Raw genomic sequence first — 25204 nt, forward strand, 5'->3', positions numbered from 1 at the left:
GCTACCCCTTACTGCGCCTGCACACGCAGCTCTGCTGCGCTACGACTACGGTGACCCAACAGTGCTTTCACATCGCTGGACTTCGGCTTAACCAGCGCGAATTTGCTGGAGAAGGCTGGCCAGTTCGCCAGGATCTCTTCGCCGCGCTGCGAACCGGTATGCTGCACATGCTCGGTGATAAGACCGCGCAGATGCTCTTCATGGATGGCGAGGTCATCGACGCTCAGCACTTCCACCAGCTCCGGGTTCACGCGTTTACGGAATTCACCATCTTCATCCAGCACATAGGCGAAGCCGCCTGTCATCCCCGCACCAAAGTTAACGCCGGTTCTACCTAACACGCAGACGATGCCGCCGGTCATGTATTCACAGCCGTTATCGCCGATACCTTCCACCACGGTGATAGCGCCGGAGTTACGTACCGCGAAACGCTCGCCCGCACGGCCTGCAGCGTACAGACGACCGCCGGTTGCGCCATACAGGCAGGTGTTACCAATAATGCTCGCTTCGTGGCTGCGGAAAGCAGAACCAACCGGTGGACGTACCGCCAGCAAGCCGCCAGCCATACCTTTACCCACGTAGTCGTTGGCGTCGCCCGTCAGATACAGCTCAACGCCACCTGCGTTCCAGACGCCGAAGCTCTGGCCTGCGGTGCCGCTAAAGTGCGCTTTGATCGGATCTGCCGCCAGCCCCTGGTCGCCATGTGATTGCGCGATATAACCTGATAACAACGCGCCGACGGAGCGGTCGGTATTGCGAATATCGAACCAGAAGGTTTTGCTCTGCTTCTCATCGACAAACGGTTTCGCCTGTTGCAGCAACTGCGCATTTAGCACGCCATTATCAAACGGCGGGTTGTGCTCGGTGCAGTACAGCGCTTTGCCCGGATGCGGTTCTGCCGTCTCCAGCAGTTTCGACAGATCCAGTTTTTGCTGCTTGGCGGTAAAGCCATCCAGCTCTTTGAGCAGATCGGTGCGGCCAATCAAATCCACCAGACGTTTCACGCCCAGTTGCGCCATCAGCTCGCGGGTTTCACGGGCGATAAATTCAAAGTAGTTAGTCACTTTGAACGGCAGACCGTGATAATGGTTTTTACGCAGCTTTTCATCCTGGGTTGCAACACCCGTCGCGCAGTTGTTCAGGTGACAAATTCGCAGATATTTACAGCCCAGCGCCACCATCGGGCCGGTACCGAAACCAAAGCTTTCCGCACCCAGAATCGCCGCTTTGATAATGTCCTGGCCGGTTTTCAGACCGCCATCCACCTGCAAACGGATTTTATGACGCAGGCCATTAGCCACCAGCGCCTGTTGGGTTTCTACCAGGCCAAGCTCCCACGGACAACCGGCATATTTCACCGAAGAGAGCGGGCTTGCGCCGGTACCACCGTCATAACCGGCGATAGTGATAAGGTCAGCGTAGGCTTTCGCCACGCCGGTCGCGATAGTGCCAACGCCCGGTTCGGAAACCAGTTTGACGGAGATCATCGCTTTCGGGTTGACCTGTTTCAGGTCGAAAATCAGCTGCGCCAGATCCTCAATTGAGTAAATATCGTGGTGTGGCGGCGGAGAGATCAGCGTAACGCCAGGCACGGAATAACGCAGTTTAGCGATGTACGGCGTGACTTTATCACCCGGTAACTGACCGCCTTCGCCCGGTTTTGCCCCCTGAGCCACTTTGATCTGAATAACATCCGCATTGACCAGGTACGCAGGCGTGACGCCGAAACGACCAGAGGCCACCTGTTTAATGCGCGACACTTTATTGGTGCCGTAACGCGCCGGATCTTCGCCGCCTTCACCGGAGTTGGAGAAGCCGCCGAGGCTGTTCATCGCTTCCGCCAGCGCTTCGTGCGCTTCCGGGCTCAGTGCGCCGATGGACATTGCCGCAGTATCGAAGCGTTTAAACAGCTCCGTCGCCGGTTCAACATCTTTCAGGCTCACCGCTTCGCCATTCGGCGTAATCGCCAGCAGATCGCGCAGCGTTGCCGCCGGGCGCTCGTTCACCAGCTTCGCGTATTGCTGATAATCGCTGTATTCGCCGCTTTGTACCGCTTGTTGCAGCGTGCGCACCACATCCGGGTTGTACGCATGGTACTCACCGCCGTGGACATATTTCAGCAAACCGCCTTGCTCCAGCGGCTTACGCGCCAGCCATGCGCGTTTTGAGAGGTTCAGCAGATCCTGCTGGAAGTCAGCAAATCCGGCTCCGCCGATACGGCTGACCACGCCCTGGAAGCACAGCCCGGAGACGTCATCGTGCAGGCCGACGGCTTCAAACAGTTTTGAACAGCGGTAAGAGGCGATAGTTGAAATGCCCATTTTGGACATGATCTTATACAGCCCTTTGTTGATGCCGTTACGGTAGTTCAGCATCACCGTGCGGTAATTTTTCTCGATGGCTTTGCTGTCCACCAGTTTCGCCAGCGTTTCATAAGCCAGATACGGGTAGATTGCCGTCGCGCCGAAGCCCAGCAGCACCGCGAAGTGGTGCGGATCACGCGCGCTTGCGGTTTCAACAATAATGTTGGCGTCGCAGCGTAGGCTCTTATCCACCAGGCGGGTCTGAATCGCGCCAACGGCCATCGGTGCCGGCACTGGCAGACGGTTTTTGGCGATATTACGGTCAGAGAGCACCAGCAGAACCGTGCCGTTACGCACCATCTGCTCGGCTTTATCGCACAGCGCTTTGATGGTTTCTTCCAGCGTGGTTTCGGTGACATCGAAAGTGATATCGAGCGTATCGGCGCGGTAGTGTTCCTCTTTCATCGTCGTCAGCTGTTTGAAATCAGAGAACAGCAGGATCGGCGATTTAAAGCTCAAACGGTGCGCCTGGCCTTCCGCTTCGCAGAAGACATTCATCTCGCGGCCAATGCTGGTCGCCAACGACATCACGTGCGCTTCACGCAGCGGATCGATAGGCGGGTTGGTAACCTGCGCGAACTGCTGGCGGAAGTAGTCATAAATGATGCGCGGCTGGCTGGAGAGCACGGCAAATGGCGTGTCATCGCCCATTGAGCCGACCGCTTCCTGGCCGTTTTCGCCCAGCACACGAATCACTGAATCGAGCTCTTCGAAGCTGTAATTAAACTGTTTCTGGTAGCTTGTCAGCAGGTCATCGTCCATTTCGCGCGTGCCGACTTCTTCATCCGGCAGATCTTCGAATGGCACCAGGCGGCGGACGTTTTTCTCCATCCACTCTTTGTACGGGTGGCGGCTTTTTAGATCGTCATCGGTTTCGGCGGAGTGCAGAATGCGCCCGCCGCGAGTATCGATAACCATCAGCTCGCCAGGGCCTACACGGCCTTTTTCGACCACTTCATCCGGCTGGTAATCCCAAATCCCCACTTCAGAGGCGCAGGTGATCAGCTTGTCTTTGGTGATGACATAGCGCGCCGGGCGCAGGCCGTTGCGGTCGAGGTTACATGCGGCGAAACGCCCATCGGACATCACGATGCCCGCCGGGCCGTCCCACGGCTCCATATGCATGGAGTTAAAGTCAAAGAAGCTGCGCAGATCCGGATCCATCTCCGGGTTGTTCTGCCATGCTGGCGGCACCAGTAAACGCATGGCGCGCACAATATCCATCCCGCCTGCCAGCAGCAGTTCGAGCATGTTATCCATGGAACTGGAGTCGGAGCCGGTTTCGTTGACGAATGGCGCGGCATCATGCAGATCGGGGATCAACGGCGTCTGGAATTTGTAAGTACGTGCACGCGCCCATTGGCGGTTACCGGTAATGGTGTTGATTTCTCCGTTATGTGCCAGGTAGCGGAATGGTTGTGCCAGCGGCCAGCGCGGTACGGTGTTGGTGGAGAAGCGTTGGTGGAACAGGCAAATGGCTGATTCAAGACGCAGATCCGCCAGATCCAGGTAGAAGCGCGGCAGATCCGCCGGCATACACAGACCTTTATAGATGTTCACCAGATTCGAGAGGCTACATACGTAGAACTCTTTATCTTCCTGCAGGCGCTTTTCGATGCGGCGACGGGCGATAAACAGACGGCGCTCCATATCGCGCGGACGCCAGCCCGCAGGGGCGTTAACAAAAATTTGCTCAATACGAGGCAGCGAGGAGAGGGCGATTTCACCGAGTACCCCTTCGTTGGTTGGCACATCGCGCCAGCCGACAATCGACAGGGTTTCACGTTGAAGTTCTTCTTCTACAATACGGCGCGACGCGCTGGCTTTTTCGGGATCCTGGTTCAGGAACAACATACCAACGGCGTAGTTTTTGGCTAAGCGCCAGCCGCGTTCTTCCGCAACGATACGGAAAAAACGATCGGGTTTTTGCAGCAGCAGGCCACAACCGTCACCGGTTTTACCATCGGCGAGGATCGCGCCGCGGTGCTGCATTCGGGCCAGTGCGTGAATAGCGGTACGCACTACCTTGTGGCTAGGTTCGCCTTCTATGTGGGCGATCAGGCCGAAACCACAGTTATCTCTCTCAAGAGATTTATCGTACAACATATCAGTGAACCTCCCCAGGCTCTACGAGAGCCCCTCCAGAACGTTACGCACAGGCACAAAAAGAGCATGGCGACGGGGCAATTGCCTCGCATGTCGCCCTCTTTAATTTCCTTTTCGCATCGATACACAAGTGTTGAGGACTTGCTTAAGAGGGAATCTCAATTACTGCATAAATATGATGAGCAGACTGCTCATCCAGAAAGCTTCCAGCGGATTCCCAAGTTATCGGGAATCCGTACACAGGTCAAATGCCGAGCTTATTTATACAAAAATGTGCTAAACAGTGTTTATCTCATTGATAATTAAAATTATTTAAGGAGTTTTACATTCAATGAACGCGCTACTAAGCGGCAGCAGAGTGTGATCTGACTCACTATCTAAAAGCGCTGTTTCTGATGTTCTATTCTGAGTAGGGTTTTAATGGCAGATTTTTATTCTGATATGCGCGGCAGAGTTGCATGAACGCACTGTTTTTCACGCGTGATAGTATTTCTGCAAAATAACGCAGCGACATAAGGAAAAGTAATCGTCTTTAGGATGAATGAAATTGCGATTATATTGACTGATTATGCAATGAATAAAAGCCTTCCAGGGCGATTGATCCAGGTCATCGCCGACGAAAGCTAAAAGTGGCAGGCTACGCCCTTTTATTCGGGCGGCCTCTCAGATTATGCAGTTACAGAAATTAGTCAATATGTTTGGTGGGGATCTTGCCCGCCGCTATGGCGAAAAAGTCCATAAACTGACATTGCATGGCGGATTTAGCTGTCCTAACCGTGATGGCACCATTGGTCGCGGCGGTTGCACTTTCTGTAATGTCGCCTCTTTTGCCGATGAAGCGCAGCAGCATCAATCCATTGCCGCACAGCTTGCTCACCAGGCGCAGTTGGTGAACCGCGCCCGGCGTTATCTCGCCTATTTTCAGGCGTACACCAGCACCTGGGCAGAAGTGCAGGTGCTGCGCGCGATGTACCAGCAGGCGGTCAGCCAGGCGAATATTGTCGGCTTGTGTGTGGGAACACGCCCGGACTGCGTACCGGAAGCCGTGCTGGATTTGTTGTGTGAATACCGCGAGCAAGGTTATGAAGTGTGGCTGGAGCTGGGTTTGCAGACCGCGCATGATAAAACGTTGCATCGTATCAATCGTGGGCACGACTTCGCCTGTTATCAACACACGACGCAGCAAGCCCGCGAACGCGGCCTGAAAGTCTGCGCTCATCTTATCGTCGGATTACCCGGCGAGCGCCACGTGGAGTGCCTGGAGACGATACAGCGCGTTGTAGAGACCGGCGTCGACGGCATCAAGTTACATCCTTTACATATCGTGAAAGGCAGCATTATGGCGAAGGCGTGGGAAGCGGGGCGCCTGAATGGAATAGAACTGGAAGAGTACACCGTGATTGCCGGAGAAATGATTCGCCATACGCCGCCGGAGGTGATTTTCCACCGAGTTTCCGCCAGCGCACGCCGCCCGACGTTGCTTGCCCCGCTGTGGTGTGAAAACCGCTGGACGGGAATGGTCGAGCTGGATCGCTACCTCAAAGAGCAGGGCGGGCAAGGTTCTGCGCTGGGGTGTTGCTGGCAATTACCTATCTGATCTCATCGCGAAACGCTAATCACCTCTGCATTTTTCGCACAAGCTTCAACGCCTTGCTCAGAATTGAGTATTATTGAGCGGAATTGTTCGAGGAAATCTCTATGAAGCAAATCCGTTTACTGGCGCAATATTACGTCGACCTGATGATGAAGCTGGGTCTGGTGCGTTTTTCCATGCTGCTTGCTTTGGCGTTAGTGGTGCTGGCAATCGTGGTGCAGATGGCTGTTACCATGGTGTTGCAGGGGCAAGTGGAGAGCATTGATGTTATCCGCTCCATCTTTTTTGGCTTGCTGATCACGCCATGGGCTGTCTATTTCTTATCAGTGGTGGTTGAGCAGCTCGAAGAGTCGCGCCAGCGTTTGTCGCGGCTGGTTGAGAAACTGGAAGAGATGCGCGATCGCGACCTGAAGCTCAATGTGCAGTTGAAAGATAATATTGCCAAGCTTAACCAGGAGATCAGCGATCGCGAGAAAGCGGAAGCTGAGCGCCAGGAAACCTTTGAAAAACTCAAAATAGAGATGCAGGAGCGTGAGCAGACGCAAATCCAGCTCGAACAGCAATCTTCTTTTCTGCGTTCCTTCCTCGACGCCTCGCCGGATCTGGTGTTCTATCGCAATGAAGACAAAGAGTTCTCCGGCTGTAACCGGGCGATGGAGCTGCTGACCGGTAAGAGCGAGAAACAGCTTATTCACCTCAAACCGCAGGACGTTTACTCGCCGGAAGCAGCAGAAAAAGTGATCGAGACCGACGAAAAAGTTTTCCGTCACAACGTCTCTTTAACCTACGAACAGTGGCTGGATTACCCGGACGGCCGCAAAGCCTGTTTCGAGATCCGCAAAGTCCCGTATTACGATCGCGTCGGTAAACGCCATGGGCTGATGGGCTTTGGTCGCGATATCACCGAGCGTAAACGCTACCAGGACGCGCTGGAGCGCGCCAGCCGGGATAAAACCACCTTTATTTCCACCATCAGCCACGAGCTGCGTACGCCGCTGAATGGCATTGTTGGGTTAAGCCGTATTCTGCTGGATACCGATTTAACGCAAGAGCAGGAAAAATACCTGAAAACTATCCATGTCTCTGCCGTAACGCTCGGCAATATTTTCAACGATATTATCGACATGGATAAGATGGAGCGGCGCAAAGTCCAGTTGGATAATCAACCGCTTGATTTCACCAGTTTCCTGGCCGATCTGGAAAACCTCTCTGCCCTGCAGGCGCACCAGAAAGGGTTGCGCTTTGTCCTTGATCCAACGTTGCCGCTGCCGCATCAGGTGGTTACGGACGGTACGCGTTTGCGCCAGATCCTGTGGAACCTTATCAGCAACGCGGTCAAATTTACCCGTGAAGGGCAGGTCGTGGTGCGTGTGCGTTATGACGAAGGCGATATGCTGCACTTTGAAGTGCAGGATTCCGGGATCGGTATTCCCCGCGATGAGCAGGATAAAATTTTCGCCATGTATTACCAGGTGAAAGATAGCCACGGCGGTAAACCGGCGACAGGAACCGGCATTGGCCTGGCCGTTTCGCGCCGCCTGGCGAAGAACATGGGCGGCGACATTACCGTCAGCAGTGAGCCTGGGGCGGGTTCGATATTTACCTTGACCATTCACGCTCCGGCTGTGGCGGAAGAAGTTGAAGACGCGTTTGAAGATGATGATATGCCGCTTCCGGCGTTGCATGTGCTGCTGGTGGAAGATATCGAGCTGAACGTGATTGTCGCGCGCTCGGTGCTGGAAAAACTGGGCAGCAGCGTGGATGTCGCCATGACCGGCACTGCTGCGCTGGAGATGTTCACGCCGGGTGAATACGATTTGGTGTTGCTGGATATTCAGTTGCCGGATATGACCGGGCTGGATATTTCGCGAGAGTTGACCCGCCGTTACGCGCGTGAGGATTTACCGCCGCTGGTGGCGCTTACCGCCAACGTGCTGAAAGATAAACAGGAATACCTCGATGCGGGCATGGATGATGTATTAAGCAAACCGCTGGCAGTCCCGGCATTAACTGCCATGATTAAAAAGTTCTGGGACGCGAGTGAAAGTGAGGAGGAGCCAGTGACAACCATGGACAACAGTAAAGTACAAACGCTGCTTGATACCGCCATGCTTGAGCAGTATATCGAGCTGGTCGGGCCGAAATTGATCACTGACGGGCTGGACGTATTTGAAAAAATGATGCCGGGCTATTTGAGCGTGCTTGAATCAAACCTGACCGCGCGCGACCAAAAAGGAATTGTGGAAGAGGGCCATAAAATTAAAGGCGCCGCAGGTTCTGTCGGGCTGCGCCATCTGCAACAGCTTGGCCAGCAGATTCAGTCTCCCGATCTTCCTGCCTGGTGGGACAATGTTGGCGACTGGGTGGAAGAGATGAAGCAGGAGTGGCGCAACGATGTGGCGGTGTTAAAAGCCTGGGTGGCGGACGCTGGAAAAAAATGACCCCGGATTAACCGGGGTGCGCGAATACTGCGCCAACACCAGGGAAATCGTGGCTGCGCCGTAATTGAGTTATTGTTATTTTTTGCAAGGGCGTAGCCTGAAAAAATTCGACCACACGCACATAAGATAGCAAATCTTAAATGATTTGTTACATCAATCAGTGAAATGTGTGAAGCAAGGCTCCCTTATCAAAATTTTTAATTATCGTCAGTACGTTGCATAAAGGATGAGCAAAATGAAAAAAGTCGGCGTGATTCTCAGTGGCGCAGGTGTGTATGACGGTTCGGAGATTCATGAAGCGGTGATTACGCTGCTAGCAATTGCCCGTCATGGTGCGCAGGCGGTCTGTTTCGCTCCCGATAAATGGCAAAGCGATGTGGTAAACCATTTGACGGGCGAGATGCTGGCTGAGCGCCGTAATGTACTGATTGAATCCGCCCGTATTGCCCGTGGCAATGTCCAGCCGTTATCGCAGGCATCTGCAAACGATCTGGATGCGCTGATTGTTCCGGGTGGTTTTGGCGCGGCGAAAAACCTCAGTGATTTTGCCAGCCTCGGCAGTGAATGCACCGTTGACAGCAGCCTGAAAACGCTGGCGCTGGAGATGCATAAGGCGGGTAAACCGCTCGGTTTTATGTGCATCGCACCGGCGATGTTGCCGAAAATTTTCGATTTTCCCCTACGCCTGACAATCGGCACGGATATTGATACCGCCGAAGTGCTGGAAGAGATGGGCGCTGAGCATGTGCCTTGTCCGGTCGACGATATTGTTGTCGATGAGGAGCACAAAGTGGTGACGACGCCGGCGTATATGCTGGCGGAGGACATCGCGCAGGCCGCCTCCGGTATCGAAAAGCTGGTGGAGCGCGTACTGGTGCTGGCCGAATGAGGAAGTGGTTTCGTGGCCCGCTGAAAGCCACCTTAAAGCGCATTGCTCTGCGGATTCTGTGCGTGCTGGCGCTCTTCTGGGGAGGCGGCATTGTGCTGTTCAGTTTCCTGCCAGTGCCTTTTTCCGCCGTGATGGTTGAACGCCAACTGAGCGCGTGGTTTAGCGGTGACTTTGGCTACGTCGCGCACTCCGACTGGGTTGGTATGGATGATATTTCGCCGTGGATGGCGCTGGCGGTGGTGGCCGCTGAAGATCAGCGTTTTCCCGATCACTGGGGGCTGGATTTTAGCGCCATTGAAAAAGCGCTCTCGCATAACGAGCGCCATGAGAACCGTATTCGCGGTGCATCGACGATTTCACAGCAGACGGTGAAAAATCTGTTGCTGTGGGATGGAAAAAGTTGGGTGCGCAAAGGGCTCGAAGCAGGGCTGACGCTTGGGATGGAAACGGTGTGGACCAAACGGCGGATCCTGACGGTTTATCTTAATATTGCGGAATTTGGCGATGGAGTGTTCGGCGTCGAGGAAGCATCGCAGCGCTATTTCCATAAACCGGCGAGCCGCTTAACCATGTCGGAAGCGGCGCTACTGGCCGCCGTATTGCCAAACCCGATCCGTTTTCAGGCCGCCGCGCCATCTGGCTATGTACGCAGTCGTCAGGCATGGATCCTGCGCCAGATGCGGCAGCTAGGCGGGGAAGATTTCCTGGAGCGCAACAAGCTGTACTGAATTAATCTTCATCAAACCCGGCGTTAAACAGCGCAATCACTGCCGCCAGCGCTTCTTCTTCCTGCGGGCCGCTGGCCTCTACTTCAATTTGCCGACCTTTTGCAGAATCGAGCATCAGCAGCGCAATCACGCTGCTGGCTTCGGCTTCGGTGCCTTCATCGTTGCGCAGCAGCACTTCCGCATCGAAGCCCTGTACCAGTTCAAACAGTTTCATGGCCGGGCGCGCATGCATTCCCAGCTTATTGGTGATCTCAACGGTTTGTTTTACGGTCATGTTTTGCGTTTTTCCAGCGTACGGTGACGGGATTGAACGTTCTTACCGCGCGAGCGGAAATAATCCGCCAGTTGTTCGGCGACATAGACGGAGCGGTGTTTACCACCGGTACAACCGATGGCTACGGTCAGATAACTACGGTTGTTGGTCTCGAGCATCGGTAGCCACAACTCGAGATAACTACGCGTCTGATAGATAAAATTGTGCACTTCCGTATGTCTGTCGAGGAACGCCGCGACGGGTTTATCGAGGCCGGTCATCGGGCGCAATTTAGGATCCCAGTGCGGGTTCGGCAGGAAACGAACGTCAAAGACGTAATCCGCATCGATAGGAATGCCGTGCTTGAAACCGAAGGATTCGAAAACCATGGTCAGTTCACGTTCGCGCTTACCTAACAGGCGTGTACGCAGCATTTCGGCCAGCTCATGCACCGACATTTCCGAGGTATCGACAATCAGATCCGCACGTGAACGCAGCGGTTCCAGCAAGTTACTCTCTTCGTCAATCGCGCTTTCAAGCGACAGATTTTTACTGGAAAGCGGATGCAGGCGGCGCGTATCGCTGTAACGGCGGATCAGCGTGTTTCGATCGGCATCAAGAAACAATAACTGCGGTGAAAAGGCGTCCGGCAGATTGCTCATCGCCTGTTCAAAAATTTCCGGCGACTCCGGCATATTTCGCACATCGATACTGACGGCTGCGGAAGTCTGGCGCTCGGCAAGCGTCTGCGCCAGCTCCGGCAGCAGCACGACCGGCAGGTTGTCGACGCAATAAAAACCCATATCTTCCAGGGCGCGCAGAGCGACGGATTTCCCTGAACCCGAACGACCACTGACGATCATCAGGACCATGAACCATTTCTCCTCAGTACGACTGATAAAAAGGTTTCCTTCCCGTTACGCATCGTCGCTTTCACCTTCCGTCTGCGTGATGATTTGATACAGCTCTTCATCACTTTGCGCGCTGCGCAGGCGTCGGCAGATGGTTTTGTCCGCCAGTCTTTTGGCGACCAGCGAAAGCGTATGCAGATGCGTTTTGGTTTGATCCGCTGGCACCAACAGGGCAAACAGCAGATCGACAGGCTGATTATCGATAGCGTCGAAGGCAATGGGCGTTTCGAGTTGCACAAAAACGCCAACGGCGCGAAGCGTGTCTTCTTCAAGCTTACCGTGAGGAATGGCGATACCGTTTCCAATGCCGGTACTGCCCATTTTCTCGCGCGTAAGAATCGCTTCAAAGACGACTTGTGGCGGTAAGCCTAACTGTTTTGCCGCCAGTTCACTGATGATTTCCAGAGCACGTTTTTTACTCTGGCAGTGAACGCCGCTACGGGTACATTCCTGGTTAAGGACATTGCTCAATTGAAGAGCGGAATCGTTATTCATCATAATTTCACCTGAGCGACGCCAGAGCCAGTCACCCTACCGGGTTACGGTAGGGTGCAACGCGCCAGACGGACGCTCGGACAATTAGTGTTGTTTCAGTTTATCTTTATGCTTCGTGAGCTGCCGCGCCAGTTTATCAATCAAACCGTCAATAGCAGCGTACATATCCTGCCCTTCCGCACTGGCATGCAACTCGCCGCCATTGACATGGAGCGTCGCATCCGAGGTGTGAGTCACTTTCTCCACTTTCAACACAATATAGACCTGATTGATCCTTTCGAAATACTGTTCAAGCTTGGCGAATTTAGCGGTCACAAATTCACGCAGAGCATCAGTGATCTCGACGTTTTGTCCTGTGATGTTAAGCTGCATAGTGTCTTCCTTATCGGTTGGGTCAAACCAGTTGTTTACGCTGATTCGACGGCGGAATGGATAAAGATTCTCGATACTTCGCAACGGTACGCCGCGCCACCATAATTCCTTGATCGGAAAGCAGGGTCGTCAGCTTACTGTCGCTCAGCGGTTTTGCAGGGTTTTCTGCGGCGATCAATTTCTTCACCAGCGCGCGAATAGCGGTAGAGGAGGCTTCGCCACCACCTTCGGTATTGACATGGCTGGAGAAGAAATACTTCAGCTCGAAAATGCCGCGAGGACTGTGCAGGTACTTCTGGGTCGTTACACGAGAAATCGTCGACTCGTGCATCTCGACGGCCTGGGCGATATCGGCCAGCACCATCGGTTTCATAAATTCTTCGCCTTGTTCAAAAAAGGCTTGCTGCTGCTCAACAATGCAGCGGCTAACGCGCAACAGTGTGTCGTTGCGGCTCTCCAGGCTTTTGATCAACCACTTCGCTTCCTGCAAGTTACTGCGGATGAACTGGTTGTCGGCATCGTTACGTGCGCCGCCGCCCATCGAGGCATAATGCTGGTTGATTTGCAGACGTGGAATGCTGTCAGAGTTCAGTTCCACCGTCCAGCGACCGTTATGTTTGCGTACCAGAACATCCGGAATCACATATTCCGGTTCGCTGGTTTGGATCGACTGGCCCGGGCGCGGATCCAGAGACTGGATCAGATTTACCGCCTCTTTCAGCACCTCTTCTTTCAGACGCGTCACGCGCATCAGGGTGCGGAAATCGTGATTGGCGAGCAGATCCAGATGATCGCTAATGATAAGGCGGGCTTCTTCACACCACGGTGTCTCTTTGGCGAACTGCGAGAGCTGGATCAGCAGACAATCACGCAGATCCCGCGCGGCAACGCCAACGGGATCAAAGCGCTGAATGCGTTTAAGTACTGCCTCAACCTCATCAAGCCCCACGTCATCATTGCCCATGCTCTCCAGCACTTCTTCCAGCGAAACGGTGAGATAGCCTGTTTCGTCAACGGCATCGACAATGGACGTTGCGATAGCACGATCGGTGTCAGAGAAGGGCGTCAGCCCTACCTGCCACATCAGGTAATCTTGCAATGACTGCGTGGTTTCGCCCTGATAGATAGGCAATTCGTCGTCAATGTAGTCGTGGCTGCTGCCGGAAGGAGTACCTGCGGTGTAAATTTCATCCCAGCTGGCATCCAGCGGCAACTCATCCGGCATCTCTTTTTGTTCGAGAGCGTCGACGGTATCCAGACCGTCATTTTCCTGAACCTGCTGGCTATCGACTTCCTCATGAAGATCAGTTTGTTCCAGCAATGGATTACTCTCCAGCGCTTGCTGAAGTTCCTGCTGAAGTTCCAACGTGGACAACTGCAGCAGACGGATGGCCTGTTGCAGTTGTGGCGTCATGGCTAGCTGTTGGCTGAGCCTTAGTTGCAAACCTTGCTTCATATTCAGAGCAGCACTCTCCGACAAAAAACGTCAATAAACCCTACCCTATCAGAGTCTGAAGTCTTCCCCAAGATACACGCGCTTAACGTGTTCGTCTTCAAGGATTTGCTGCGGTGTTCCGTGCGCAATGAGATGCCCCTGGCTGACGATATAAGCACGCTCACACACTGCCAGCGTTTCACGAACGTTATGGTCAGTAATCAGCACGCCCAGGCCGCTGTCACGCAGGTGTTCAATGATACGTTTGATATCAATAACGGAGATCGGGTCAACGCCGGCAAAGGGTTCATCCAGCAGGATAAATTTCGGATTCGCCGCCAGCGCGCGGGCAATTTCCACACGGCGACGTTCACCGCCGGAGAGCGATTGCCCCATGCTGTCACGCAGATGTTCAATGTGGAACTCTTCCATCAGCTCATTGGCGCGATCTTCGCGTTGCTCTGAGGTCAGGTCATCGCGGATTTGCAGGACGGCCATCAGGTTATCGTAGACGCTCAGGCGGCGAAAAATCGAGGCTTCCTGCGGAAGATAACCAATACCGCGGCGCGCACGTGCATGCAGCGGCAGCAAGCTGATGTCTTCATCATCAATAATGATGTTGCCCGCGTCACGCGACACAATACCTACCACCATATAAAAGGTGGTGGTTTTCCCTGCGCCGTTAGGGCCAAGCAGCCCGACGATTTCGCCAGAGTTGACGGTCAGACTGACATCCTCAACTACGCGGCGGCCTTTATAAGCCTTGGCGAGATTCTTTGCAGTTAATGTTGCCATAACGAATTAGTTACTCTTTTTTTGCGCCGGAGCCGGGGTTTGTTTATTGCTCTTATCCTGCAACTGCGACGGAACCAGAACGGTGGTCACGCGTTTGCCTTTGTCGCTGAATGCCTGCATTTTCTGCTCTTTCACCAGATAAGTGATTTTGTCACCGGTGATATTGCTATCCAGTTGTTCCAGATAGGCGTTACCAGTCAGCACAACAAAATCTTTTTCCAGTTCGTAATGCATCTGCGAGGAGTGGCCCTTAACGGGTTTGCCATTGTCCTGCATTTGGTAAAAGGTCGCCGGGTTGCCGTAGCCGTCAATGATCTCTTTACCTTGCTGACCACCCGGACGAGTAACGACGACTTTGTCGGCATTAATTTTAATCGTCCCCTGGGTTACCACGACGTTGCCAGTGAAGGTCACGACATTACCCTGCATATCCAGCGATTGCTGATCGGAGTCGATATGGATAGGTTGATCGGTATCCCCAGTCACGGCGAGCGCCGGAAGCGCGGCGGCCAAAAGCGTGGTGGCCAATACAAGATTAAGGCTGCGTTTGTTTGTTTTGAATTTCATAGGAGCTTCTAACCTTTTCAATCAGCTCGGCGTTTTTGCTGCGTAAATTGCCGCGCATTTTCAGGCCGGTGGAATTAAATGTTGTACCGTACAACGTGACCTGATCATTCGAGGTAACATCCTGCGTTACCAGGTTAATCTGGGCGTTATCCGTGGTGATTTTTCGCAGCTGGGCGTCCGCCGTCAGCGCATTAACTTCAACATGTCCATAAAGATAAAGCATTTTGTCATCGGTCAGCTTCGCTTTGTCTGACTTTATCGACCAGGTTGGAACCTTATTCTCGTCGAATGTTGTCAGGACGGGCTGCGCGAACCAACTCACACCTTCAGCAGAAAAGTATTCCACGTTCTGCGCGATAAGCCGGTAGTTAAGTGCCCCGTCCGGGCTATAAACCACCGTATCCGTATGTTGGCTTTTGTAAGTCGGGTCGGCATTGTTGGTGGCGACCGGATTCGGCTCATCCTGAGCCGTCAAGTTGATCCCTATCAGGATCAGTGCGGCCAGCGCCAGCAGAATGATGACCCAACGTCTGGTTTTACTCATATCGATTGCCCTTTGGCCTCATCCAGCTTGCCCTGCGCCAGCAACAACAAATCACAGACTTCACGAACTGCGCCTCGGCCGCCATTAATACGCGTAACGTAATCCACGCGTGAAAGCAGCAGCGGATGGGCATCGGCAACGGCAACGCTCAAGCCAATTTCCGCCATCACTGGCCAGTCGATCAGATCATCACCCACATAAGCAATCTGCTCGGGGGTGAGCGCCAGTTTTGCCAGCAGCTCGCGGTAAGCGAGCAATTTATCCGACTGACCTTGATACAAGTGCTTAATCTTTAGCGTTTCGCAGCGATCTTCCACTAGTTTAGCTTTTCGCCCGGTAATTATGGCAACCTCAATGTCGGAAGTGAGCGCACAGCGGATCCCGTAACCATCGCGCACATTAAATGCTTTCAGCTCTTCTCCGTTATTGCCCATATAGATGAGCCCATCGGATAACACGCCGTCCACATCCAGAATCAACAGGCGTATTTTTTCCGCTTTCGCCATAACTTGCGTGCTTACCGGCCCATAACAGGTAGCAAGCGACGCGCCAGCATTACTCATTCTTATGTCCTTCTTTACACTACGCCAGCGCGCAGTAAATCGTGCATATGTAACACACCCAGCAACTGGTCGCCATCGGCCACCAACACGGAGGTAATATGCCGGGATTGCATCAGATTCAGCGCATCCACTGCCAGTGTGTTGGGACGAACCCGAACACCGCCTGGCGTCATGACGTCGGCAATGCCCATGCTGCGGACATCGCCGCCCATATCGAACACGCGGCGTAAGTCACCGTCGGTAAAGATGCCTTCAATTTTCATCAAATCATCGCAGATAACCGTCATACCCAGGTTTTTACGCGTGATTTCAAGCAGTGCATCACGCAGGCTGGCGTTTTTACTGACATGGGGGATTTCGTCACCGGTATGCATGATGTCATTGACGCGCAGCAACAGTTTGCGGCCCAGTGCGCCGCCGGGATGCGATAAGGCGAAATCTTCCGCCGTAAAACCGCGCGCTTTCAGCAACGCGACAGCCAGCGCATCACCCATTACCAGCGCCGCCGTGGTGCTGGAGGTGGGTGCCAGACCCAGCGGACAGGCTTCTTTCGGAACCTTAACGCATAAGTGAATATCGGCGGCGCGCGCCATGCTGCTTTCTGGTCGGCTGGTCATGCAAATCAACGAAACTTTTAATCGCTTCAACACCGGGATCAGCGCGAGGATCTCGTTCGACTCCCCTGAATTTGACAGCGCAATGACCACATCTTGCGGGCTGACCATTCCCAGATCACCGTGGGCCGCTTCGCCCGGGTGCACAAAAAAAGAGGGGGTTCCGGTGCTGGCAAATGTGGCCGCCATTTTTCTACCGATATGGCCGGATTTGCCCATTCCCATCACCACCACTTTCCCGGCGCAATAGAACATTTTTTCGCACGCCTGCGTGAAGTCGGCGTTGATGTACTGATCCAGCTCTGCGAGGCCTTCACGTTCAATTTCCAGGACGTCTTTACCTGCTTGTTGAAAGTCAAAACCCGGCTGCAAATCTATTTGCGACATAATGCGTATCCGATTATCCAGTCAAAAGCGGCGACAGCCAGTAGAGCAGCGCCAGCCACACGATAAACCCGCCCAACAACAGTGCGCCGACACCTCTGCTGATTTGCTTACGTCGCCAGCAAATCAGGGCAAAAAGGGCACTGACCAGCAACATCACGCCATAATCACGCGTAAAGGCTATCGGGTTAAAGTCGCCCGGCGCAATCAGCGCGGGCAAACCCAGCACGATAGCAATGTTAAAGATGTTTGAACCAATAATATTACCAATGGCGATATCGTCTTCACCTTTGCGCGCACCGGCAATCGCTGTCGCCAGTTCAGGCAGGCCAGTACCGATAGCAATAACCGTCAGGCCAATGGTCAGCTCGCTGATAGCAAAGTAGTTCGCTACCACTGTCGCGTTATCCACCACCATACGTGTTGCCATTGGCATAATGATTAACGCTACGCCCAGCCAGAGGAACGCGACTGAAAGGCTGCCGTCTCGCGGTAACTCCGCCACCTGCTCTCGGGTGAGACTGTCGTTGCCCTGGCGCTCGGCCAGGCGGGCAATTTTAACAATGAACACCAGCCATAGCACGGCTAATAACAGTAAAATAATGCCGTCAAAGCGGCTGAGGTGCCCATTGTACAACACCACGCCTGCCAGCAGACTGGCTACCAAGGTTAACGGTAATTCGCGGCGCAGAATATCGGAATGTACGGTAAAAGGGTGTAAAAGCGCGGCGACGCCGAGGATCAGCAAGATATTCGTGATGTTAGAACCGATCGCCGTGCCGATAGCCAGATCCAACTGTCCATGCAGCGATGCGGCGACGGAAGTGATTATCTCGGGTAGTGAGGTACCGATGCTTACAACGGTCATGCCGATGATTAAAGGCGGTACACCGAATGTGCGGCAAAGGATCGAAGCAGCGAACACCAGACGATCGGCACTGTAGACCACTAAGAGTAAACCAATTATCAATAGCGCCGTCGCTAAAAGCATCTAACATCCTTTCTTCAGGTATAATCCGCCGGCTCGCAGGCTGCCATGCCGGGTAAAACCGGGAGTTCCGCGTAGCGTAATGATTCCTAATTTTGACTTTATGCGGCTCAAAAGTAAAACAAATGCCAGCTTTCGCTAACCCCAGCAGGTAATATTCTGTAAAAATGTTGGGTTCGTGATGTTATCAAGCGTCATGCTTGTGGCCGACGAGGCTTATAAGGAAGAGGAAATGAGCCAGACTGTGGCGAATTTGGTCGATGTTCGTGGCGTCAGCTTCTCCCGCGGCAGCCGCCCAATCTTTGACAATATTTCACTGACGGTACCTCGCGGTAAGATCACCGCCATTATGGGACCTTCAGGGATCGGCAAAACGACGCTCCTGCGTCTGATCGGTGGACAAATCCCGCCTGATAGCGGTGAGATTTTATTCGATGGCGAAAACGTGCCAGAGATGACCCGTTCGCGTCTGTTCACCGTGCGCAAAAGAATGAGCATGCTGTTTCAGTCTGGCGCGTTGTTTACCGATATGAACGTTTTTGACAATGTTGCCTATCCTTTGCGTGAGCACACTCTGCTGCCCGAGCCGTTGCTGCGAAGCACGGTGATGATGAAGCTGGAAGCAGTAGGGCTGCGCGGTGCGGCGGACTTAATGCCATCTGAACTCTCAGGCGGTATGGCACGACGCGCCGCGCTGGCGCGAGCGATTGCACTGGAGCCGGACCTGATCATGTTCGATGAACCCTTTGTAGGGCAGGACCCTATCACGATGGGCGTGCTGGTGAAGCTGATCTCCGAGCTGAATAGCGCGCTGGGTGTCACCTGTATTGTGGTTTCCCACGATGTTCCTGAAGTGCTGAGTATTGCTGATTACGCCTATATTGTGGCTGACAGGAAAATTGTTGCCCACGGTAGTGCGCAAGGGTTGCAAGAGAACAGCGATCCGCGCGTGCGTCAGTTCCTGGATGGCATTGCCGATGGCCCGGTTCCGTTCCGCTACCCTGCGGGTGATTATCAGACCGATTTATTAGAAACAGGGAGTTAAGACGCTCATGCTGCTAAATGCACTGGCATCGCTTGGGCACCGCGGGATCAAAACGATCGCGACGTTCGGACGCGCCGGTTTGATGCTCTTTAATGCGGTGGTGGGAAAACCCGAATTCCGCAAACACGCGCCGCTGCTGGTTCGCCAGCTTTATAATGTCGGCGTACTGTCGATGCTCATTATTATTGTTTCCGGCGTGTTTATCGGTATGGTGCTCGGTCTGCAGGGTTACCTGGTGTTGACCACTTACAGCGCCGAAACCAGTCTTGGCATGCTGGTGGCGCTGTCGCTACTGCGCGAGTTGGGGCCGGTTGTCGCTGCGTTGCTGTTCGCAGGGCGGGCTGGTTCTGCCTTAACGGCTGAGATTGGTTTGATGCGCGCGACCGAGCAGCTTTCCAGCCTTGAAATGATGGCGGTCGATCCGCTGCGACGCGTAATTTCGCCGCGATTTTGGGCGGGGGTCATCTCGCTACCGCTGTTAACCATTATCTTTGTCGCCGTCGGTATTTGGGGCGGTTCGCTGGTTGGCGTTAACTGGAAAGGTATTGATACAGGCTTTTTCTGGACCGCGATGCAAAATGCCGTCGAATGGCGAATGGATCTGGTTAACTGCCTGATTAAAAGCGTGGTGTTTGCCATCACGGTGACCTGGATTGCGTTATTTAATGGTTATGATGCGATCCCGACTTCTGCCGGCATTAGCCGGGCGACAACACGCACCGTTGTGCACTCCTCGTTGGCCGTGCTTGGCCTTGATTTTGTGCTCACCGCACTGATGTTTGGGAATTGAGTTCATGCAAACGAAAAAAAGTGAAATTTGGGTCGGTGTTTTCCTTGTGCTGGCGCTGCTGGCTGGACTCTTCATCTGCTTAAAAGCGGCGGATGTCGCCTCCATGCGCACCGAGCCGACTTACCGTGTCTATGCCACCTTTGACAACATTGGCGGTCTGAAAGCACATTCGCCGGTAAGAATTGGCGGTGTGGTGATCGGGCGTGTTGCTGATATCTCTCTCGATCCCAAAACCTATCTGCCGCGCGTCGCGCTGGATATTGAAGAACGTTACAACCAGATCCCGGATACCAGCTCGCTGGCGATCCGCACTTCCGGGTTGTTAGGTGAGCAGTATCTGGCGCTGAACGTTGGCTTTGACGATCCTGAGATGGGAACTTCTATGCTTAAAGAAGGAAGCACCATTCAGGACACCAAGTCCGCCATAGTGCTTGAGGATCTTATCGGACAATTCCTTTACAACAGTAAAGGCGGTGACAATAAGAATTCAGGCGATGCGGCAGCCCACGATGCAGGGAATACTCAAGCCGCACCGTCTGCTGGGCAGACGAATTAACGAGGAGAATTGACGCATGTTTAAACGTCTATTAATGGTTGCCCTGCTGGTAATTGCGCCGCTGGGTGCCGCGATGGCGGCCGATCAAGCTAACCCTTACGCCGCAATGAAAGACGCGGCACAGAAAACCTTTGATCGCCTCAAAAATGAGCAGCCGAAAATCCGTGCGAACCCGGACTACCTGCGCGATGTTGTTGATCAGGAACTACTGCCCTACGTGCAGGTGAAATACGCCGGTGCGTTGGTGCTGGGCCGTTATTACAAAGAAGCGACCCCCGCACAGCGTGAAGCCTATTTCGCAGCATTTCGCGAATACCTGAAACAGGCTTACGGTCAGGCGCTGGCAATGTACCACGGGCAGACCTATCAGATTGCGCCGGAGCAGCCGCTGGGTGATGCGACGATTGTGCCGATCCGTGTGACTATCATCGATCCAAATGGCCGTCCGCCGGTGCGCCTGGATTTCCAGTGGCGTAAAAACACGCAGAGCGGCAACTGGCAGGCTTACGACATGATTGCCGAAGGGGTGAGCATGATCACGACCAAACAGAACGAATGGAGCGATCTGCTGCGTACCAAAGGTATCGACGGTTTAACCGCTGAGCTGCAATCTATTTCCCGCCAGAAAATTACCCTGGACGAGAAAAAGCAATGACAGCCAATCTACGCTGGTCGCGCGATGGAGACTGCCTGAAACTGTTAGGTGAACTGGATCAGGATCTCTTAAACCCGTTGTGGGATGCGCGCGTGGAGGCGATGAATGGGGTGACCTGCATCGACTTACACGGCGTGTCACGTGTTGATACCGCAGGCGTCGCGCTGCTGGTACATCTGGTGGCACAGGGCAAAAAGCAGGGAAATAATGTTGTGCTTGCTGGGGTGAGTGAAAATGTGTCTACCCTCGCCGCGCTCTATAATTTGCCGCAGGATGTATTGCCTCACTAATTTTTTCAATGCGTTACTACTTAAGGCCCCATCCTTTATATTGATGGGGCTTTTTGCTTGTTTAAGCCGACGCCACTTTCCTCTAAGATGTGTGACTGTTTTCACTATTAGATGATATTTACACCCATGGAAAATCATGAAATTCAGACGGTGCTGATGAACGCACTCTCTCTCCGGGAAGCCCACGTCACTGGCGATGGCAGTCACTTTCAGGTTGTTGCTGTGGGTGAGATTTTTGACGGCATGAGCCGGGTCAAGAAACAACAGACCATTTATGGCCCGCTGATGGAATACATCGCAGACAATCGTATCCATGCCCTGTCGATCAAAGCCTACACTCCGGCTGAGTGGGCGCGGGATCGCAAACTTAACGGCTTTTGAGCGCAGGGGATAAACCCACTGCGCGTGTGAATTCTTAACAGAGATCAGATGAATGGATAAGTTTCGTGTACAGGGGCCGACGCGTCTCCAGGGCGAAGTGACAATTTCAGGCGCGAAAAACGCCGCGCTGCCGATTCTTTTTGCCGCGTTGCTGGCGGAAGAGCCGGTTGAAATCCGTAACGTTCCGAAACTGAAAGATATCGATACCACCATGAAACTGCTCAGTCAGTTGGGTACCAAGGTGGAACGTAATGGATCCGTGTGGATCGATGCGGGCGACGTCAATGTTTTCTGCGCACCTTACGAGCTGGTGAAAACCATGCGCGCATCTATTTGGGCGCTGGGGCCGTTGGTGGCGCGTTTCGGTCAGGGGCAGGTCTCCCTGCCTGGCGGTTGTGCCATTGGCGCGCGTCCGGTGGATCTGCACATTACCGGCCTGGAACAACTGGGCGCGGAGATCAAGCTGGAAGAGGGCTACGTCAAAGCTTCCGTCAACGGGCGTCTGAAAGGCGCGCATATCGTGATGGATAAAGTAAGCGTTGGCGCGACTGTAACGATTATGTCTGCTGCGACGCTGGCGGAAGGCACGACCATTATCGAGAATGCCGCCCGTGAGCCGGAAATTGTTGATACGGCGAACTTCCTCAATACCCTCGGTGCAAAAATCACCGGTATGGGAACCGATCGCATCACCATCGAAGGGGTGAAACGTCTGGGCGGCGGTGTTTATCGCGTCCTGCCTGATCGTATCGAAACCGGGACTTTCCTGGTCGCGGCGGCGATTTCTGGCGGTAAAATTATCTGCCGTAATGCTCAGCCGGATACGCTGGACGCGGTGCTGGCTAAGCTGCGCGATGCTGGTGCGGATATTGAAGTTGGCGAAGACTGGATTAGCCTTGATATGCATGGCAAGCGCCCGAAAGCAGTGAACGTGCGTACGGCTCCGCATCCGGGGTTCCCGACCGATATGCAGGCGCAATTTACGCTGCTGAACCTGGTGGCTGAAGGTACGGGCGTTATCACCGAGACTATCTTCGAAAACCGTTTCATGCATATCCCTGAGCTGATCCGTATGGGTGCTCACGCGGAAATCGAAAGTAATACAGCGATTTGCCACGGCGTAGAAAAGCTTTCCGGTGCGCAGGTCATGGCAACCGATTTACGTGCTTCTGCAAGCCTTGTGCTGGCGGGTTGTATTGCGGAAGGAACCACCATCGTTGATCGTATCTATCATATCGATCGTGGCTATGAGCGTATTGAAGATAAACTCAGTGCGCTTGGCGCGAATATTGAGCGCGTCAAAGGCGAATAATCCTGTCTGCGGTACAGTAAGAAGGGAGCCTCGGCTCCCTTTTTTTCTATCGCTTGTTCTGGCAAGCAAGGGGAGGTGCTACTTGCATGACCGCTTATTTTTCCTCCCTTTTTTTCCTGATCAGCTTCGTCTTATCAATAAATTCATGGGTGACAGGATCATGATAACGTGATGGCCAGATAACCCAGGGATCGGTATCCAGCGCACGAGCAATAATCAATTCCCCTTTTGGCCATGAGCGGGTCAGAGCGTTAGCGAGGGTTGAAGAGCTTAACCCGTTTTTACGGGATTCCGCAGCCAGTGATGTTCCTTTTTTACGCAGTCCGGCAATGATATCAGCCTGGTGCCAGTCCATTAATTTTGTTTCCATAACATCCCCTGATAGAAAATAGGTGTCAATTATTTACGCCAACAACGCTATTTACTATACGCATGTGGGAGCAATTGTTCTGAAAAGCTCATGTAATATTTTGCGTTTTAGGATTATGACAAGGCTTGATATTGCTGGTTATTTTGGGTTTTTATGTGATTTAAGAAAACTTACTGGAACTTTCCCGCGACAATGCGCGGGAAGCTGGAAAGATTAACGATCGCGCTGAACGGCGATGTGGGCAAGACCGACCAACGCTTCGCGCCACGGTGAATCCGGCAGAACTTGTAAAGCAGCAATTGCTTTATCCGCTTCTTCTTCCGCACGACGACGCGTCCATTCCAGTGAGCCGCAGGCAGCCATTGCTTCCAGAACAGGTTCCAGAAGGTGTCGGCCGTTTCCTTGCTCGATAGCTTCGCGGATCATCTGTGCTTGTTCTGGTGTGCCGTTATGCATGGCATGTAACAACGGTAACGTCGGTTTGCCTTCATTCAGGTCATCGCCAGTGTTTTTGCCGAGCGTTTCACCGTCTGCGCTGTAATCAAGCAAATCGTCGATGAGCTGAAAAGCCGTACCCAGATAGCGGCCGTAATCCTGCAGCCCTTTTTCCTGCGCTTCTGTACAACCCGCCAGCAAGCCGGAGCACTGAGCCGCCGCTTCAAACAGACGGGCGGTTTTGCTGTAAATGACCCGCATATAGTTTTCTTCGGTGATATTCGGGTCGTTGACGTTCATCAACTGCAGGACTTCGCCTTCAGCAATCACGTTTACGGCTTCTGACATTACTTCCAGCACTTTCAGCGAGCCGAGGCTGGTCATCATCTGGAAAGCGCGGGTGTAGATAAAATCACCGACCAACACGCTCGCTGCGTTGCCAAAGGCCGCGTTAGCGGTGGCTTTGCCGCGGCGCATGTCGGACTCGTCCACAACATCGTCATGGAGAAGGGTCGCGGTGTGAATAAATTCGATTAATGCGGCAATAGTGACATGCAAATTACCCTCATAGCCAACGGCTCGCGCCGCCAACACGGCAATCATCGGACGGATGCGTTTGCCGCCGCCGCTTACGATGTAATAACCCAACTGGTTGATTAACTGAACATCCGAGTTGAGTTGTTGCAGAATCGTCGCGTTTACACCCGCCATATCGTGCGCGGTTAACTCATTGATTTTTTCTAAATTCATCGCAAAAGCCGGGCTTTCAGTCCTGTTTACCACATAGCAAAATGGGATAACAAAGGGTTACGGGTTAGAATAGTATTGTTGATTGTACTGAAAAAATGCGCCAGATAAACGTTACCTTACATGTTGTGTTTTTTTTCTGCATGGAGTGACGATCACTCTTGTCAAAGGCTAGCAAGTTGCGTAATATTCGCGCCCTATTGTGAATATTTATAGCGCACTCTGAATTGATCAGAATATGTGCGCGGAAGCGGAGTTTTATATGTACGCGGTTTTCCAAAGTGGTGGTAAACAACACCGAGTAAGCGAAGGTCAGACCGTTCGCCTGGAAAAGCTGGACATCGCAACTGGCGAATCTGTTGAATTCGCTGAAGTTCTGATGATCGCAAACGGTGAAGAAGTCAAAATCGGCGTTCCTTTCGTTGATGGCGGCGTAATCAAAGCTGAAGTTGTTGCTCACGGTCGTGGCGAGAAAGTTAAAATCGTTAAGTTTCGTCGTCGTAAACACTACCGTAAGCAGCAGGGCCACCGTCAGTGGTTTACTGATGTGAAAATTACTGGCATCAGCGCCTAAGACCTGA

General features: G+C 53.3%; 26 protein-coding genes. 12 read left to right on the forward strand and 14 right to left on the reverse strand.

Going from position 1 to position 25204, the window contains the following annotated elements:
• Positions 1 to 8 precede the first annotated feature (8 nt).
• Positions 9 to 4469 (reverse strand): glutamate synthase large subunit, encoded by a 4461-nt coding sequence (gltB, locus tag ACFX4U_RS09285; RefSeq protein ID WP_349350401.1) that lies wholly within the window; start codon positions 4467 to 4469, stop codon positions 9 to 11.
• A gap of 670 nt (positions 4470 to 5139) precedes the next feature.
• Here gltB and ACFX4U_RS09290 point away from each other — a divergent pair.
• The 4 genes from ACFX4U_RS09290 to mtgA all read left to right on the forward strand — a co-directional run bounded on the left by ACFX4U_RS09290 (position 5140) and on the right by mtgA (position 10121).
• On the forward strand, positions 5140 to 6066 hold the full coding sequence (locus ACFX4U_RS09290; RefSeq protein WP_313510498.1) for a TIGR01212 family radical SAM protein: 927 nt from the start codon (positions 5140 to 5142) through the stop codon (positions 6064 to 6066).
• Positions 6067 to 6167: 101 nt separating this feature from the next.
• Complete coding sequence (gene arcB, locus ACFX4U_RS09295) at positions 6168 to 8504, forward strand: aerobic respiration two-component sensor histidine kinase ArcB (protein WP_305734878.1); 2337 nt, start codon at positions 6168 to 6170, stop codon at positions 8502 to 8504.
• A gap of 235 nt (positions 8505 to 8739) precedes the next feature.
• Complete coding sequence (gene elbB, locus ACFX4U_RS09300) at positions 8740 to 9393, forward strand: isoprenoid biosynthesis glyoxalase ElbB (RefSeq protein ID WP_313510496.1); 654 nt, start codon at positions 8740 to 8742, stop codon at positions 9391 to 9393.
• On the forward strand, positions 9390 to 10121 hold the full coding sequence (mtgA, locus tag ACFX4U_RS09305; RefSeq protein ID WP_313510494.1) for a monofunctional biosynthetic peptidoglycan transglycosylase: 732 nt from the start codon (positions 9390 to 9392) through the stop codon (positions 10119 to 10121). Before elbB ends, mtgA begins: the two co-directional genes overlap by 4 nt.
• Position 10122: 1 nt before the next feature.
• On the opposite strand, the gene npr is transcribed toward mtgA, so the two are convergent.
• The 11 genes from npr to ACFX4U_RS09360 form a co-directional block, all read right to left on the reverse strand.
• The gene (npr, locus tag ACFX4U_RS09310) at positions 10123 to 10395 is read right to left on the reverse strand and encodes a PTS phosphocarrier protein NPr (RefSeq protein WP_007369893.1); all 273 of its coding nucleotides are present in this window, start codon (positions 10393 to 10395) and stop codon (positions 10123 to 10125) included.
• The gene (rapZ, locus tag ACFX4U_RS09315) at positions 10392 to 11246 is read right to left on the reverse strand and encodes an RNase adapter RapZ (protein ID WP_017457318.1); all 855 of its coding nucleotides are present in this window, start codon (positions 11244 to 11246) and stop codon (positions 10392 to 10394) included. Before rapZ ends, npr begins: the two co-directional genes overlap by 4 nt.
• Before the next feature lie 45 nt (positions 11247 to 11291).
• On the reverse strand, positions 11292 to 11783 hold the full coding sequence (ptsN, locus tag ACFX4U_RS09320) for a PTS IIA-like nitrogen regulatory protein PtsN (RefSeq protein ID WP_017457319.1): 492 nt from the start codon (positions 11781 to 11783) through the stop codon (positions 11292 to 11294).
• 81 nt (positions 11784 to 11864) lie between these two features.
• Positions 11865 to 12152 (reverse strand): ribosome hibernation promoting factor, encoded by a 288-nt coding sequence (gene hpf / locus ACFX4U_RS09325; protein WP_305734881.1) that lies wholly within the window; start codon positions 12150 to 12152, stop codon positions 11865 to 11867.
• Positions 12153 to 12174: 22 nt separating this feature from the next.
• Positions 12175 to 13608, reverse strand: a complete 1434-nt coding sequence (rpoN, locus tag ACFX4U_RS09330; RefSeq protein ID WP_017457321.1) for an RNA polymerase factor sigma-54 — start codon at positions 13606 to 13608, stop codon at positions 12175 to 12177.
• 48 nt (positions 13609 to 13656) lie between these two features.
• A complete protein-coding gene (gene lptB, locus ACFX4U_RS09335; RefSeq protein ID WP_313510491.1) occupies positions 13657 to 14382 on the reverse strand; it encodes an LPS export ABC transporter ATP-binding protein in 726 nt (241 codons plus the stop codon).
• A gap of 6 nt (positions 14383 to 14388) precedes the next feature.
• Positions 14389 to 14949, reverse strand: a complete 561-nt coding sequence (gene lptA, locus ACFX4U_RS09340) for a lipopolysaccharide ABC transporter substrate-binding protein LptA (RefSeq protein WP_017457323.1) — start codon at positions 14947 to 14949, stop codon at positions 14389 to 14391.
• On the reverse strand, positions 14918 to 15493 hold the full coding sequence (lptC, locus tag ACFX4U_RS09345; RefSeq protein ID WP_313510489.1) for an LPS export ABC transporter periplasmic protein LptC: 576 nt from the start codon (positions 15491 to 15493) through the stop codon (positions 14918 to 14920). Before lptC ends, lptA begins: the two co-directional genes overlap by 32 nt.
• The gene (gene kdsC, locus ACFX4U_RS09350) at positions 15490 to 16056 is read right to left on the reverse strand and encodes a 3-deoxy-manno-octulosonate-8-phosphatase KdsC (protein WP_313510486.1); all 567 of its coding nucleotides are present in this window, start codon (positions 16054 to 16056) and stop codon (positions 15490 to 15492) included. The genes lptC and kdsC overlap by 4 nt, the downstream gene beginning before the upstream one ends.
• Before the next feature lie 14 nt (positions 16057 to 16070).
• The gene (gene kdsD, locus ACFX4U_RS09355) at positions 16071 to 17057 is read right to left on the reverse strand and encodes an arabinose-5-phosphate isomerase KdsD (RefSeq protein ID WP_017457326.1); all 987 of its coding nucleotides are present in this window, start codon (positions 17055 to 17057) and stop codon (positions 16071 to 16073) included.
• Between the two features lie 13 nt (positions 17058 to 17070).
• Positions 17071 to 18045: a calcium/sodium antiporter gene (locus ACFX4U_RS09360; protein WP_249880012.1), complete on the reverse strand. Its 975-nt coding sequence runs from the start codon at positions 18043 to 18045 to the stop codon at positions 17071 to 17073.
• A 229-nt stretch (positions 18046 to 18274) separates the two neighbouring features.
• On the opposite strand from ACFX4U_RS09360, the gene mlaF reads away from it, so the two are divergent.
• The 7 genes from mlaF to murA all read left to right on the forward strand — a co-directional run bounded on the left by mlaF (position 18275) and on the right by murA (position 23071).
• Positions 18275 to 19087 (forward strand): phospholipid ABC transporter ATP-binding protein MlaF, encoded by an 813-nt coding sequence (mlaF, locus tag ACFX4U_RS09365; protein ID WP_017457328.1) that lies wholly within the window; start codon positions 18275 to 18277, stop codon positions 19085 to 19087.
• Between the two features lie 7 nt (positions 19088 to 19094).
• Positions 19095 to 19877 carry a lipid asymmetry maintenance ABC transporter permease subunit MlaE gene (mlaE, locus tag ACFX4U_RS09370; RefSeq protein WP_017457329.1) on the forward strand — a complete coding sequence of 261 codons (783 nt, stop codon included), beginning with the start codon at positions 19095 to 19097 and terminating at the stop codon, positions 19875 to 19877.
• 4 nt (positions 19878 to 19881) lie between these two features.
• On the forward strand, positions 19882 to 20433 hold the full coding sequence (mlaD, locus tag ACFX4U_RS09375) for an outer membrane lipid asymmetry maintenance protein MlaD (RefSeq protein ID WP_017457330.1): 552 nt from the start codon (positions 19882 to 19884) through the stop codon (positions 20431 to 20433).
• Positions 20434 to 20449: 16 nt separating this feature from the next.
• Entirely contained in the window at positions 20450 to 21088 is a 639-nt protein-coding gene (mlaC, locus tag ACFX4U_RS09380; RefSeq protein ID WP_020455437.1) for a phospholipid-binding protein MlaC, read from the forward strand.
• Positions 21085 to 21378 (forward strand): lipid asymmetry maintenance protein MlaB, encoded by a 294-nt coding sequence (gene mlaB / locus ACFX4U_RS09385; RefSeq protein WP_313510482.1) that lies wholly within the window; start codon positions 21085 to 21087, stop codon positions 21376 to 21378. Before mlaC ends, mlaB begins: the two co-directional genes overlap by 4 nt.
• Before the next feature lie 126 nt (positions 21379 to 21504).
• Positions 21505 to 21759, forward strand: coding sequence for a BolA family iron metabolism protein IbaG (ibaG, locus tag ACFX4U_RS09390; protein ID WP_313510479.1), 255 nt, complete (start codon positions 21505 to 21507; stop codon positions 21757 to 21759).
• Between the two features lie 52 nt (positions 21760 to 21811).
• Entirely contained in the window at positions 21812 to 23071 is a 1260-nt protein-coding gene (gene murA / locus ACFX4U_RS09395) for a UDP-N-acetylglucosamine 1-carboxyvinyltransferase (RefSeq protein WP_313510476.1), read from the forward strand.
• Positions 23072 to 23165: 94 nt separating this feature from the next.
• Here the strand turns inward: murA and sfsB are convergent, their stop codons facing one another.
• Both sfsB and ispB read right to left on the reverse strand, forming a co-directional pair.
• Positions 23166 to 23441 carry a DNA-binding transcriptional regulator SfsB gene (gene sfsB / locus ACFX4U_RS09400; RefSeq protein WP_017457335.1) on the reverse strand — a complete coding sequence of 92 codons (276 nt, stop codon included), beginning with the start codon at positions 23439 to 23441 and terminating at the stop codon, positions 23166 to 23168.
• A gap of 213 nt (positions 23442 to 23654) precedes the next feature.
• Positions 23655 to 24626: an octaprenyl diphosphate synthase gene (gene ispB, locus ACFX4U_RS09405; RefSeq protein ID WP_045512659.1), complete on the reverse strand. Its 972-nt coding sequence runs from the start codon at positions 24624 to 24626 to the stop codon at positions 23655 to 23657.
• A 259-nt stretch (positions 24627 to 24885) separates the two neighbouring features.
• On the opposite strand from ispB, the gene rplU reads away from it, so the two are divergent.
• Positions 24886 to 25197: a 50S ribosomal protein L21 gene (rplU, locus tag ACFX4U_RS09410; RefSeq protein WP_003025032.1), complete on the forward strand. Its 312-nt coding sequence runs from the start codon at positions 24886 to 24888 to the stop codon at positions 25195 to 25197.
• The last annotated feature ends 7 nt before the right edge of the window (positions 25198 to 25204 follow it).

Origin of the sequence: Kosakonia sp. YIM B13588, from assembly GCF_042788165.1 — a bacterium.
In the GTDB taxonomy this organism is placed as follows: Bacteria; Pseudomonadota; Gammaproteobacteria; order Enterobacterales; family Enterobacteriaceae; genus Kosakonia; species Kosakonia sacchari.